The sequence below is a fragment of the Pseudomonas sp. DC3200b2 genome (genome assembly GCF_049895785.1).
Taxonomy (GTDB): domain Bacteria; phylum Pseudomonadota; class Gammaproteobacteria; order Pseudomonadales; family Pseudomonadaceae; genus Aquipseudomonas; species Aquipseudomonas massiliensis.
The window spans coordinates 1,036,250-1,049,267 of the sequence record NZ_JAFCTA010000001.1 but is presented as its reverse complement, the minus strand read 5'-3'; the positions used below and the strand labels follow the sequence as shown (position 1 = coordinate 1,049,267).

The 13,018-nt window shown below is 65.6% G+C and carries 14 protein-coding genes; 4 read left to right on the top strand and 10 right to left on the bottom strand.

What is annotated here, in order from left to right; translation table 11 throughout:
• Window positions 1-9 precede the first annotated feature (9 nt).
• Window positions 10-1,182, bottom strand: coding sequence for a zinc-dependent alcohol dehydrogenase (locus ACP691_RS05055; protein ID WP_426152754.1), 1,173 nt, complete (start codon window positions 1,180-1,182; stop codon window positions 10-12).
• Window positions 1,182-1,997, bottom strand: coding sequence for an SRPBCC family protein (locus ACP691_RS05050; RefSeq protein WP_426152752.1), 816 nt, complete (start codon window positions 1,995-1,997; stop codon window positions 1,182-1,184). The genes ACP691_RS05055 and ACP691_RS05050 overlap by 1 nt, the downstream gene beginning before the upstream one ends.
• A 207-nt stretch (window positions 1,998-2,204) precedes the next feature.
• Between ACP691_RS05050 and ACP691_RS05045 the strand changes: the two genes are divergently transcribed.
• The 4 genes from ACP691_RS05045 (at window position 2,205) to ACP691_RS05030 (ending at window position 7,034) form a co-directional block, all read left to right on the top strand.
• Window positions 2,205-2,738, top strand: a complete 534-nt coding sequence (locus ACP691_RS05045; RefSeq protein WP_426152750.1) for a hypothetical protein — start codon at window positions 2,205-2,207, stop codon at window positions 2,736-2,738.
• 18 nt (window positions 2,739-2,756) lie between these two features.
• Window positions 2,757-3,770 (top strand): zinc-dependent alcohol dehydrogenase family protein, encoded by a 1,014-nt coding sequence (locus ACP691_RS05040; RefSeq protein WP_426152747.1) that lies wholly within the window; start codon window positions 2,757-2,759, stop codon window positions 3,768-3,770.
• Window positions 3,771-3,879: 109 nt separating this feature from the next.
• Window positions 3,880-4,875: a sulfate ABC transporter substrate-binding protein gene (locus tag ACP691_RS05035; protein ID WP_426152745.1), complete on the top strand. Its 996-nt coding sequence runs from the start codon at window positions 3,880-3,882 to the stop codon at window positions 4,873-4,875.
• A gap of 134 nt (window positions 4,876-5,009) precedes the next feature.
• Window positions 5,010-7,034, top strand: a complete 2,025-nt coding sequence (locus ACP691_RS05030; RefSeq protein WP_426152743.1) for an acyltransferase family protein — start codon at window positions 5,010-5,012, stop codon at window positions 7,032-7,034.
• 48 nt (window positions 7,035-7,082) lie between these two features.
• Here ACP691_RS05030 and ACP691_RS05025 read toward each other — a convergent pair whose 3' ends face one another.
• The 8 genes from ACP691_RS05025 to ACP691_RS04990 are packed head-to-tail and all read right to left on the bottom strand — an operon-like array spanning window position 7,083 to window position 13,011.
• Complete coding sequence (locus ACP691_RS05025) at window positions 7,083-7,481, bottom strand: hypothetical protein (RefSeq protein WP_426153010.1); 399 nt, start codon at window positions 7,479-7,481, stop codon at window positions 7,083-7,085.
• A gap of 14 nt (window positions 7,482-7,495) precedes the next feature.
• Window positions 7,496-8,680, bottom strand: coding sequence for a c-type cytochrome biogenesis protein CcmI (ccmI, locus tag ACP691_RS05020; protein ID WP_426152741.1), 1,185 nt, complete (start codon window positions 8,678-8,680; stop codon window positions 7,496-7,498).
• Window positions 8,673-9,140 (bottom strand): cytochrome c-type biogenesis protein, encoded by a 468-nt coding sequence (locus tag ACP691_RS05015; protein WP_426152739.1) that lies wholly within the window; start codon window positions 9,138-9,140, stop codon window positions 8,673-8,675. Before ACP691_RS05015 ends, ccmI begins: the two co-directional genes overlap by 8 nt.
• Window positions 9,137-9,673: a DsbE family thiol:disulfide interchange protein gene (locus ACP691_RS05010; RefSeq protein ID WP_426152737.1), complete on the bottom strand. Its 537-nt coding sequence runs from the start codon at window positions 9,671-9,673 to the stop codon at window positions 9,137-9,139. The genes ACP691_RS05015 and ACP691_RS05010 overlap by 4 nt, the downstream gene beginning before the upstream one ends.
• Complete coding sequence (locus ACP691_RS05005; RefSeq protein ID WP_426152735.1) at window positions 9,670-11,643, bottom strand: heme lyase CcmF/NrfE family subunit; 1,974 nt, start codon at window positions 11,641-11,643, stop codon at window positions 9,670-9,672. Before ACP691_RS05005 ends, ACP691_RS05010 begins: the two co-directional genes overlap by 4 nt.
• Complete coding sequence (gene ccmE / locus ACP691_RS05000; RefSeq protein ID WP_426152733.1) at window positions 11,640-12,083, bottom strand: cytochrome c maturation protein CcmE; 444 nt, start codon at window positions 12,081-12,083, stop codon at window positions 11,640-11,642. The genes ACP691_RS05005 and ccmE overlap by 4 nt, the downstream gene beginning before the upstream one ends.
• A complete protein-coding gene (ccmD, locus tag ACP691_RS04995; protein WP_426152731.1) occupies window positions 12,080-12,253 on the bottom strand; it encodes a heme exporter protein CcmD in 174 nt (57 codons plus the stop codon). Before ccmD ends, ccmE begins: the two co-directional genes overlap by 4 nt.
• Window positions 12,250-13,011 (bottom strand): heme ABC transporter permease, encoded by a 762-nt coding sequence (locus tag ACP691_RS04990; protein ID WP_426152729.1) that lies wholly within the window; start codon window positions 13,009-13,011, stop codon window positions 12,250-12,252. Before ACP691_RS04990 ends, ccmD begins: the two co-directional genes overlap by 4 nt.
• Between the last annotated feature and the right edge of the window lie 7 nt (window positions 13,012-13,018).

Here is a 13,018-nt window from a genome sequence, read left to right as displayed (position 1 = left end):
CAGAAGCGTTCAAGCGGGCTTGAACACTGCCCGCAGGCATTGATCGCCCTTCTCCTTGAACAACCGGTACCCCTCTGCGCCGTCTTCCAGGTCCATGGGGTGTGTGAGCAGCCAGGAGGGGTCCAGTTCACCGGCCTGGATGTGCTCGAACAATCGCGTGGCGTAGCGCTGCCCCGGTTGTTGCCCGGCGCGTAGGGTCAAGCCCTTGTTCACCACCGCGCCCATGGGGAACTTGTCCAGCAGCCCGCCATACACGCCCACCACCGAGACCGTGCCGCCCTTGCGACAGGCACGGATGGCCTGGCGCAGCACAGTGCCACGCTCGGTATGCAGGCGCAGGAGCTGCTTGGCCTTGTCATAGACGAAATCGACCTCGGTGCCATGGGCCTCCATGCCCACGCAGTCGATGCAGCGGTCCGGCCCGCGGCCACCGGTGAGCTCGAGCAATGCCTGGTGGATATTGGTGGTCTGGTAGTCCAGGGGAATGGCGCCGAGCTTGTTCTCGGCCAGGGTCAGGCGGTTGCTCAGGCGGTCAATGGCGATTACCCGTTCGGCGCCGAGCAGGTAGGCGCTGGCGATCGCCATCAGGCCCACCGCGCCGCAGCCCCATACGGCCACGGTGTCACCTGGCTGAATGCCGGCGTTATCGGCGGCGAAGTAACCCGTGGGCGCGGCATCGGAAACGAACACTGCCTGCTCGTCAGTGACGCCGTCAGGTACCTTGAACAGGTTCACGTCGGCGTAGGGCACGCGGATGTAGGTGGCGTGGCTGCCGGCATAGCCACCGAAGGCATGGCTGTAGCCAATGATACCGCTGCAGGGTTGCCCGTAGGCCATCTCGGTGACGCAGGGATTGGGGTTGGAGTTGTCGCAGCAGGAGAAATCCTGCCGCCGGCAGTGCTCGCATTCGCCACAACCAATGATGGACACGGTGATCACCCGGTCGCCTTTGCGTACCGATTTCACCCGCGCACCGACCTCCACCACCTCGCCGAGGAATTCATGGCCCAGGATATCTCCGGCGTGCATGGTCGGCACGTAGCCGCCGAGCAGGTGCAGGTCCGAGCCGCAGACCGAGGAGAGGGTGACCTTGATGATCGCGTCCTGGGGGTTGATCAGCTTGGGATCGGCAACGGTTTCCACTTGCAGGCGGTTAGGGCCTTGCCAGGTCAGCGCGCGCATCAGTGTATCCCTCCTTCCAGGGTCTCGCCGGCCACTGGCGATTCAGCTTGCCCACGATGATCGGGGTGAATGAACAGGAAATCGCGTTCACCATTGCGCCCTCGGCTGGTGGCGATCTCGCCGGTTTCCATCTGCTGCTTCAGGGCGCGCAGTAGATACAGCAGGGCTTTATGGGTGAAGCGACTGATCAGCGACGCCAGGGCGTATCCCGGCGCGCCCTTGGGCGGCTCGGTGGCCAGGACCAGGCGGATCTCCGTGCCCTGTCCCTGGGGCGCTGGGCTGAAGCGTGCATCGGCCTCATGCTGCCAGACCCCTTCGCCCGGCGTGTTCCAGCGCAGCGCGCGCCCCGCCTCCGGCTCGCTCTGGACCAGCGTCCAGCCAAAGGTCCGCTCGCCCGGCCCACGCACACTCCAGCGGTAGGTATCGGGCCCGGTCTGTTCGATGCTATCGACCCAGGGAATCAGCGGACCGATATTGGCCGGGTCCCGACACCAGGCAATGACCTCTTCCACTGGCTTGTTCACGGTAATGCTGCGGCTGACCACCTTACTGCTGGCCCAGCCGGTTTCAGCTTCCCACTCTTGTTCCATGGGGGTATGAGCCACCGCCGCCTTGAGCTCGCAACGGCCCTTGTAGCCGCGCCAAAGGGTCCAGCCGCCCAATACCAACTGCAGGCCGCCCTTGAGGCCGCCAGCGCGCAAGCCGTTCAGCAGCAGCGCGCCGCCTCCGGCCATGGAGAGCATCCGTTCGGGCTGGCTAAGGTTCGGGCCGCGCTGGTCGGCCTTGCTGGAGGCCAGGGTAGGTCGAGTCGCCATGGGCATTTCCTTCTTCGCTGGGCTTTTTCGAGAGATCGACGCCAGAGCCCGGCGTTCAATCAGGCTTCGGCATTCCGGACGAAGCGATGCGCTGGAGGCTACGACAGTCTCACGTATACGATTCAGCGATGAAGGAAACAGCCAGCCCGCCGCTGCGGTCCTATTGAAGGCAGCCGTGCAAGAACGGCGTCTGAGGAGGCCAGTATCGTGAAAATCGTGTGTCTTGGATGGGGCTCTCTGATCTGGAAGCCCGGAGATTTGCCAGTGGCAGGCCAGTGGCACCACGATGGGCCCGAGTTGCCAGTTGAGTTTTCCCGAGTGGGGGACAGCCAGGAACTGGCTACCGCCCTCTGCGCCGATGCCCGCTCCATTCCGGTGTTGTGGGCGTGGCTGGCTTGCGACGACCTGGCCCAGGCCTGCACGGCGCTGAAGGCTCGGGAAGGCATCCCGCCCGACCGTCACGATGGCGTGGGCAGCCTGGTCGTTGCCCCGTCCGGGGGGCCTCTACGCGCCTGGGCAGCGGAGCGCGAAATCGATGCTTTGATCTGGACGGCGCTTCCGCCCCGCGTCCATGGCATCGAGGGCCGCCTGTTGTCGATCGAAGACGCCCTCGCCTACCTGGGTAGCCTGCGCGGGGAAGCGCAGGAGCACGCGCGCGACTACCTTGCTCGCGTGCCCCGGCAAATCGATACGCCGATTCGCCGCGCGGTGCGAGAACAGCTAGGCTGGGGCGAAATCTGAATACCTGGAGGAATTCGCATGAAAGCCGTCATCGTCAGTGGCCCCGGTGGGTTCGACCAGCTCAAGCAGGTTGACCTCCCCGACCCTGGCCAGCCGGGCCCCGGTGAAATTCGGGTCGCGGTGCGGGCCACCTCGCTCAATTACCACGACCTGCTGGTCGCCAACGGCAGCATTCCCACGCCGGGGGATCGCATTCCCATGGCCGACGGCGCCGGCACTGTCGAAGCCGTGGGCCCAGGGGTGACCGAGTTCAAGGTTGGCGATGCCGTGGTATCGACCTTCTTCCCCCAATGGCCGGCCGGCCCTGCCTTCGCAGAGGTCGGCAACTTCGCGCTTACGCCCGGGGACGGCGTGCAAGGCTTCGCTTGTGAATACGTGGTACGGTCAGCCAGGGCCTTCACCCTGGCGCCTCGAGGCTGGTCCCATGCCGAGGCGGCCACCATCACCACCGCGGGGCTGACGGCCTGGCGCGCGCTGGTGGGCGATGGCCAGCTCAAGGCCGGGGATAGCCTGTTGACGCTGGGCACCGGCGGAGTGTCGATCCTTGGCCTGCAACTGGCCAAGGCCATGGGCGCGCGGGTGATCGTCACCTCCTCCTCCGATGAGAAGCTCGAACGCGCCCTGGCTCTGGGTGCGGACGAAGGCATCAACTACCGCCGGCAGGCGGAATGGGGCAAGGCCGTCCTCGAACTGACAGGGGGCCGCGGAGTGGACCATGTGCTCGAGCTGGGTGGCCCCGGCACACTGGCGCAGTCCATCACGGCGGTGCGCGTGGGGGGGCATATTTCACTGATCGGGGTGCTGACCGGGCGCCAAGGCGATGTACCCACCAGTCTACTCATGGCCAAGCAGGCACGCCTGCAAGGGTTGATCGTGGGCAGCCGTCGCCAGCAGCAAGAGTATGTCGCCGCTCTCGAACAGACCGGCATCAGGCCAGTGATCGACCGCAGCTTTGCCCTTGGCGAACTGGCCGACGCCTTCCGCTATCAAGAGGCGGGCAGCCACTTCGGGAAGGTGGTGGCGCAGTGGTGACGGAAGATCGCGCCTGGGCATAAGCTCAGGCGCTTTGGTGCTTTCGAGTGCTCCATGGGTTGGTTATAGTCGCGGTGCCCGAATCCCTATAGCTCCTAAGGACAGCCTCATGCGTAAACTGCTTGCAGCCTCGCTCTTCTGTGCGGGGGCGCTGCTGGCCAGCGCCGCCAGCGCGGCCCCTACCTTGCTGAATGTTTCCTACGACGTGATGCGCGACTTCTACAAGGACTATAACGCCGCGTTCCAGAAGCATTGGCAGGCCGAGCACAACGAGGCCGTTGCGGTGCAAATGTCATTCGGCGGTTCGAGCAAACAGGCGCGGGCGGTGATCGACGGCCTGCCGGCCGATGTGATCACCATGAACATGGCCACCGACATCAATGCCCTGGCGGACAACGGCAAGCTGGTGCCTGACAATTGGGTAACCCTGCTGCCGAACAACAGCGCGCCCTTCACCTCGGCCACGGTATTCATCGTGCGCAAGGGCAACCCCAAGCAGTTGAAGGACTGGCCGGACCTGCTCAAGGACGGCGTTCAGGTGGTGGTGCCCAATCCCAAGACCTCCGGCAACGGCCGCTACACCTACCTTTCCGCCTGGGCCTACGTACTCAAGAACGGCGGCGACGACACCAAGGCCAAAGCCTTCGTTGGCAAGCTGTTCAAGCAGGCGCCTGTGCTGGACACCGGCGGCCGGGCCGCGACCACCACGTTCATGACCAATCAGATCGGCGACGTGCTGGTGACCTTCGAGAACGAAGCGGAGATGATCGCCCGGGAGTTCGGTCGCGACCAGTTCGAGGTGGTGTACCCCAGCGTGTCGGCTGAAGCCGAGCCACCGGTAGCGGTGGTGCGGACGGTGGTCGAAAAGAAAGGCACCGGCGCCCTGGCCACGGATTACCTGAAATACCTGTGGTCCAGCGAAGGGCAGACCATCGCCGCCAACAATTACCTGCGTCCACGTGACCCGGCCATCCTGGCCCAGTATGCCGACCGTTTCCCCAAGGTGGATTTTCTCTCCGTGGAGAAAACCTTTGGCGGCTGGCGCAGCGTGCAGAAAACCCACTTCGCCGACGGCGGCGTGTTCGATCAGATCTATCAGCAGTAACCGCGCGGCCCGCTTGAATTCCCGCTCCGCGCCCATTAAGTTGTAAATCATCCCTTGCGCGTCGTTGCCCAAGGCCTCTTGCCGAGGCCTTGCGGTAGCGCGCGCGCCTTGCCGACCCTTTTCGGGGCCTCCCTATGACACTCGCTCACTCACCCGCTGTGCCTTACCGGCCAGAGGTCGATGGCCTACGCGCCCTCGCCGTCCTTCCGGTCATTCTCTATCACGCTGGCGTCCCCCTCCTGAGCGGCGGCTTCGTTGGCGTGGATGTTTTCTTCGTCATCTCGGGCTATCTCATCACCGGCATCCTGCTGGCGGAATTGAGCCGCGGGGAATTCTCCCTGCTGCGCTTCTATGAGCGTCGTGCCAGGCGCATCCTGCCAGCACTGAGCGTCATGATGCTGGCTTGCCTGCCCATGGCCTGGCTCTGGCTGGACCCGCTGGACATGAAGGGCTTCGCCAAAAGCCTGGTAGCGGTACCACTGTTTTCCTCGAACCTGCTGTTCTGGCTGGAAAGCGGTTACTTCGATGGGGAAGCGGACCTCAAGCCCCTTATCCATACCTGGACCTTGGGCGTGGAGGAACAGTACTACCTGCTGATTCCGCTATGGCTGTTGCTGACCTGGCGCCTCGGTACCGGCATGCGCTGGCTGAGCCTGGCCGCGATAGCTTTGCTTAGCCTGGCCTGGGCTGAGCTCGGGGCCCGGGAGGCCAGCAGCGCGGCCTTTTTCCTGCTGCCTGGGCGAGCCTGGGAGCTGCTGCTGGGTTCGCTGCTGGCCCTGTATGCCCGCGGCCGGCCTGGTCATGCCCAAGGCACTGGGGTTCGGCAGCAAGCCCTGGCCGCGCTGGGCTTGGGATTGCTCATGGCAGCGATTTTCACCTTTGACCGAAGCACGCCCTTTCCCGGCCTGCATGCGGCGGTACCTGCCCTGGGCGCTGCCTTGCTGATCCTGTTCGCCGGGCCAGGGACCCTGGTCGGCAGGCTGCTCGCCACTCGGCCATTGGTGGGCATCGGCCTGATCAGCTACAGCGCCTATCTCTGGCATCAGCCTTTGCTGGCCTTCGCTCGTCATCGCAGCCTGCTGCCCCCCTCGCTCGAACAGATGCTGGCGGTAGCCGCGCTTTCACTGGTGGTGGCCTGGGCCAGTTGGCGCTTTGTGGAGCGCCCCTTTCGGCAACCCGGCCGCTTCGCCCAGCGCCAGGTATTCACCGGCGCGGCCCTGGCTTCAGCGCTGTTCATGGCGCTGGGCCTCAGCGGCTTTCTCACTCAGGGGTTCGCCCGCCCAGGCGAGGACGCCGAACTGCTTCATGCCTTCGAAGACCCTACCGTGCGAGCCGCCTGTGACCGGGACTATCGTGGCGACGGCTGGGGGATCGGACCCTGCCACTTCGGCGCGCCTGCCCTAGCCGGACACACGGACGTGGCGGTGTTCGGCGATAGCCATTCCGAGGCCATGCTACCGGCCTTTGATGAAGCCGGCAGGCGCGCGGGGCTGAGCATCGCCCACCTGGGCGTGGGCGGCTGCCCTCCCCTGCTGGGCGTGGACGTAGCCGTGGGAAACTACGGGCCCGGGGCATGTGCCGCCTTGGCCGAGCGGCAGCTGGCGTATGTACGGGAGCATGGGGTCAGGCACGTTGTCCTGATCGCCCGCTGGTCGCTTTATACCAGCGGCGGCTACGGCCAGGATCGCATGACTCGATATTTCCTGGTCACTGCGCAACAGCCAGGCCACAGCCAGGTCCTGTCCCGCCAATCCTTCAGCGCGGCTCTGTCTCGCACCCTGGCCGCATACCAAGAACTGGGTGTCAGGGTGGATGTCGTGGCACAGGCGCCGCAACAACTGGCCAACCCCAAGTACCTGTATTACCGGCTCGCTCATGAAGCACAGGCCAGCGCCGAAGCCAAACGACAAGCCATACGCGCCCTATCCATCCCGCTGGCCGAACACGAACGGTTGCAAGGGTTCACGCGTAGCCTGTTCCAACAGCAACAGGCCCAAGGAAACCTGCGACTGCTCAGCCTGGATGGTCGCCTCTGCGACCGGCAGGCGTGCCTGATCGGTGACGACCAGTCCTATTACAAAGACGTCGACCACCTTAATGGCCACGGTGTCGCGCTTTTTACCGAGGACGTGCTCGGCTGGTTGTCTGGCGGATCCTAGGGGCAGGCTCCAACTCTATGTGCCTGCCCGCGGGCAATTCGGACCCGCCTACGGATGCCGCCGCCCCAATCCGGGCGGCACGCCGCTGCTATCGGTGGCTTCCCACGGGCCGGCGGGGCTGGTGGCCCAGCTCCAGCCATTGTTCCAGCGGTAGTAGGTACGCTGCCGGTAATACACACCAGGCTGGTCATCCAACACATAGACACCCAGGCCTTGATCCCAATGGCTGGGCCCGCTCGGTGGCGGGGCGAAGCTGGCGGATGTGCGGGGCGCCGGGCGTTGGGCTGGCGCCGGTGGCGTCGGCTTGCTGGCCGGTGGTTTGCTGGCCGGTGCCGTCTGGATAGGCGGCAAGGGCTCCGGCACAGGTTCACTGACGGGCCGCTGGACCGTACAGGCGCCCAGGCCCAATGCCATGGTCAGCAGCATCAGGCGGGAAGTGACGGTCAGGGAGTGGGGCATGCTCAAGGTTCCGCGGTATCGATGGTCAAGGTATAGGCGTCCGGCGCGCCAGGCACGGGCGCGCCAATGCCGGACCATTCGCCTTGGGTAGGCTGGCCGGAACGACTGACGCGTGCCATCACTTGGACATCCCTGAAACCGGATAGTTTCAACCCAGGCTGCATGGCGTCCGCGTCACTGAGGGCAAGGCGCGCGGGCAAGTCCGCCACGCGAAGGCGCCTGACCGCCAAGGGCATCGGTGGGCCGGAGGCGGCCCGGGCGAATACGAACACCGTGTCAGTGGGCGCTACCCGGGCCGCGACCGCCGGGGCCAGGGCGACTTGAACATGCAGCCCTGAAGCCGACGCCTCCTTGCCACCGGCGGTGAGTAACTCCGCCCGGGCCCGGTCAATGCCCGTCTGTAGCGCGGCGCGGGCCGGATCCGCAGGCGCCAGGGAGGCCTGGAGGCGTTGCCAGTAGCCGATGGCCGCCGCCCAATGTTTGCCTTCGAACGCGGCGATGCCCAACAGGCCGAGGCTGGTACCTTCGGCGGGGTTGCGCTGCAGTGCTTGATCCACCAGAGCCTGGATCTGGCCGGACCACTGGCGCCCGGCGGCGAAATACATCGCCTGTGCCCACTGCCCGAGCAACTCTGGCGGTCGCCCGGCCAACTCGGCCGCCCGGGCGAACAAGGGCACGGCCTCAGCGGCTCGGTTCTGACTCATGTAGGTCCGGGCCAAGAGGTACAGGCCATCCGGCGCATCGGGCTGGGCCTGCACGACGCGCTCCAGGCGCGTCAGTTGCTCGGCCGGCGAAGCCGCGGGGGTGGCGAGCTCACGGCTGAGGCTGAGCCGCTCCAGGGCGCCGAAGTGCAGATATAACCCGAAAGCCACCAGCGGCACCGCCAGGGCAACACCCCAGACCGTCCACCGCCCCGTTCTGACGCCCGGCTGCTGTGGGCCTGGCTCGTTAGGGGCCTCGGCCAGCAGAGCCCTGGCCATCTCTGCCTGGGCCGACTCCCAATCGGCCTGGCTCAGGCGCCCCGCCTCGCGCTCGGCGTCCAACAGGGCCAGGCGCTCGTGGTAGAGGCTCACGTTGACCCGAGCGCGGGTATCACCGTGCTGCCCCGGCGGCCGCCGCAGAGGCAGCAGCAGGAAGGCTGCGGCGATCGAAGCCAAGACCAGGGCGCTGACCCAAAAATCAAGCATCCTCATCACCCTTGAGCAATTGGTTCAGCCGCGCTTTCTCATCCTCGCTGAGCGCGACTGGTACCTGGCTGGGGGAGCGCTGGCGCAGGAGCGCCCAGGCCAGCCCTCCCGCGCCAAGCAAGAAGCCCACCGGCCCTAGCCATAACAGCCAGGTGCGCGCCTCGAACTGCGGCTTGTAGCGCACGTATTCCCCATAGCGCGCTACCAGGTAGTCGACGATCTGGGCGTCCGACTGGCCTTGCAGGAGGAGCCGGTGGATTTCCCGACGCAGGTCCGCGGCAATGGGCGCATTGGAATCGGCGAGGTCCTGGTTCTGGCATTTGGGGCAGCGCAATTCCTGGGTCAGGACGCTAAAGCGCGCCCTCTGCGCTTCGTCGGCGAAGCCATAGGTGTCGATGGCCGCCTCGGCCAGGCCAGGGCTCAGCAGAGCGGCCCACAGTGCCCAGACGCCTGGTCTCATGGTTGCTCTCCCGTCAACAGCGCCTGGTAGCGCGGCGCCAGCTCATTGCGCCACACCTGCTCGTCGAGAATCCCCACATGCTTATAGCGGATCACACCCTGGGCATCGATCAGAAAGGTTTCCGGCGCGCCATACACACCAAGGTCCAGGCCGAGGGAGCCCTGGGGGTCACTGATATTCGTCTGGTAAGGGTCGCCCAGGCTGCGCAGCCAAGCCTTGGCCGCCGCGCCATCGTCCTTGTAGTCGATACCATGAATGACCACGCCAGCGGCCGCCAGCCGGATCAGGGTGGGGTGTTCCTCCCGGCAGGCCACGCACCAGGTACCCCAGACATTGACCAGGGCCGGCCTACCGAGCAAGGCATCGCGGCGCAGGGGGCGGCCGTCCTCCACGCTGCTCAGCTGGAAGGCCGGGAAGGGCTGGCCGATCAGCGCCGACGGCAAGGTGGCCGGGTCCAGGTAGAGGCCGCGATAGAGGACCATGCCCAGGCCTAGGAACAACAATAGCGGGACAGCGAGCCAGAGGCGTTTCATGAAGCCTCCCGCGCGGGCTTGCCGACCGTTGACCCGCTACGCTCGCGCGCGCGGCTACGGTAGCGCCTATCGCTGGCGGCCAGAAGCCCGCCCAGCGCCGTAAGCAGCCCGCCAAGCCAGATCCAGCGAACGAAGGGCTTGACCTGCAAGCGCACGGCCCAGGCGCCGTCGGGAAGGGGTTCCCCCAGGGCCACATAGAGGTCGGCGAAGAAGCCAGGGTCGATGGCCGCTTCGGTCATCACCGAGCCCTGGGCGCTGTACAGGCGCTTTTCCGGGTGCAATACGCTTTCGGTATGCCCGTTGCGGCTCACCTCTACGATGGCACGGTCGCCCTTGTAGTTGGGCCCGCGCATGGTCTGGGTACCACGGAAGATAAAGGTGTAGCCTCCCACCTCGGCGCTATCGTTGGGCGCCATGCGCAGATCCCGGGCGGCGTTGAGCTGGGTGGCGAACACCACCCCCACCGCCGCCACCGCCAGGCCCAGATGGGCCAGTTGCATGCCCCAGTAACTTCGACGCAACCGCCATAGCCCTGACACACCCTGGTGACGTAGCTTGTCGGCCAGGTCCCGCAAACCGGTGAATACAACCCAGAGGGCCAGCCCGGTAACCGTTGCCAGGGGCCAGCCCTGATACCCGCCAAAGATGGCGAAGAGCAGGCACAGCACCACACTGGCGAGGACCACAGGGGCGAGCATGCGCAGCAGCCAGGCGCCGGGCGTCGCTTTCCAGCGCATAAGCACGCCGGCGCCCAGGGTCAGCAGCAGCAGCCCCATGAGCGGCACGAACAGCATGTTGAAATAGGGCGGCCCCACAGACAGACGCGCTCCGGTCAATGCGTCCAGTAGCAAGGGGTACAGAGTGCCCAGCAGGATGGTAGCGGCCGCGGTGACCAGAAGAAGGTTATTGGCCAGCAGCAGTGCTTCCCGGGATGCCCAGGACCAGCCGACCTGGCTGCGTACCACAGGAGCGCGCAAGGCGAACAGCGTCAGCGAACCACCTATGACCAGCAGCAGGAACGCCAGGATGAATACCCCACGCGTCGGGTCGGAGGCAAATGCATGGACTGACGTCAGTACGCCGGAGCGAACCAGGAAGGTGCCCAGCAGGCTCAGGGAAAACGCTGCGATGGCCAGCAGTACCGTCCAGCTCTTGAACACGCCTCGCTGCTCGGTCACCGACAGCGAATGCAACAGCGCTGTGCCGACCAGCCAGGGCATGAAGGAGGCGTTTTCGACCGGGTCCCAGAACCACCAGCCGCCCCAGCCCAGCTCATAGTAGGCCCACCAGGAGCCCAGGCTGATGCCGACGCCAAGGAAGCTCCAGGCCACCAGGGTCCAGGGCCGCGACCAACGCGCCCAGGCGGCATCCAGGCGGCCGCCCAGCAAGGCGGCGATGGCGAAGGCAAAGGCCACGCAGAAGCCAACGTACCCCATGTAGAGCATGGGCGGATGGACAATCAGGCCAAAGTCCTGGAGCAAGGGATTGAGGTCGCGCCCTTCCAAGGGCACTTGCGGCAGAATGCGGGCGAAGGGATTCGAGGTCGCCAGCAGGAACAACAGAAAGCCGCTGCTGATCAGCCCCATCACGCCCAATACCCGGGCCAGCACGTCGGCCGGCAGTTGCCGCGAACACACCGATACCGCGAAGGTCCAGCCCGCCAGTATCAGTGCCCAGAGCAGCAGCGAGCCCTCATGGGCGCCCCAGACCGCACTGAACTTGTAGTACCAGGGCAAAGCGGTATTGGAATTCTGGGCCACGTAGGCCACGGAAAAATCATTATGCACAAACGCCTGGGCCAGGCAGGCGAAGGCGAACGACAGGAAGGCGAACTGCCCCCAGGCCGCTGGCCGCGCCAGGGCCATCCAGGCGGGCACCGCTCGCCAGGCCCCGAGCAGAGGCAGGGTGCCCTGCACCAGCGCCAGGCAGAAGGCCAGCGCCAAGGCCAGCTGGCCCAATTCGGGCGTCATGGGTTGGCTCCCAGGCGACCGCTCGCTTTCAAGGCTTTGTTCACTTCTGGTGGCATATAGGTTTCATCGTGCTTGGCCAGGACCTCATCAGCCCGGACCACTCCCTGGGCGTCGAGCACGCCCAGGGCGACTATGCCCTGTCCTTCCCTAAACAGGTCTGGCAAGATGCCATGATACTGGATAGTCACCGAGCGATTGAAGTCGGTAACCACGAAACTGACCTCCAGGCTGTCCTGGCTACGACGCAGCGAGCCGCGCTCCACCATGCCACCGGCCCGGATGCGCGCACCCTGAGGCGCCTCGCCGCTGGCGATCTGAGTGGGTGTGTAGAACAGGTTGATATTCTGCCGCAGCGCGCTCAGTGCCAAGGCGGCGGCGAGGCCCAGGCCGGCCAGCAATGCCAGCATCAGCAGCAGGCGTTTTTTGCGCACCTTATTCATGCCAGCTCCCGGCGTGCCCGACGAGCGGCTTCGAGGAGCAGGCGACGGCGTGCCCGCCAGGGCGCGACCAGGTTCCACGCCAACACGCCGAGGCCCACGCCATAGGCCGACCACACATAGGCGCCGTGACGCCCCATGGCGAGAAAATCGCCCAGACTGCTGAAACTCACCGCGCGTCCTCCCTGGCCAAGGCCGTTTGCAACGCGGCCCGGGCCCACTGACTGCGTCCTTCGCGAGCCAGCAGTTCGTGGCGCATCCGCAGCAGCAACACGAAACCGAAGAAGCAATAGAAGCCTGGCACCGTCAGTGCCAGCGGCGCCCACATTTCAGCCGGCATGGCCGGACGCGCGCCTAGGGTAAAGGTCGCGCCCTGGTGAAGGGTGCTCCACCAGACCACGGAATACTTGATGATCGGCAGGTTTACCACACCGACCACCGCCAGCACTGCACAGGCCTTGGCGGCGCTTTCCCGGTTATTGAGGGCCTGCCCCAAGGCGATGACGCCTGCGTAGAGAAACAGGAGGATCAGCATGGAAGTCAGGCGCGCATCCCAGACCCACCAGGTCCCCCAGGTAGGCTTGCCCCAGATGGAACCGGTAATCAGGGCCAGGGCTGTCATCGAGGCGCCGATGGGCGCAGCGCAATGCAGGGCCAGGTCCGCCAGCTTGAGCTTCCAGACCAGCGAGACGACCCCAGCCACGGCCAGCAGCAGGTAGCAGGACTGCGCCAGCATGGCCGCGGGCACATGGATGTACAGAATCCGAACGCTATCGCCTTGCTGATAGTCCGGCGGGGCGAAGGCCAGGCCCCAGACAATGCCAACCAGCAGCAACAGCGCCGCCAGGCCGCCCAGCCAGGGCAGGCAACGACCCGCCAGGGCATAGAAGCGTGGCGGTGATGCCAGCCGATGAAACCAGGCCCAGCTCATACGCGAT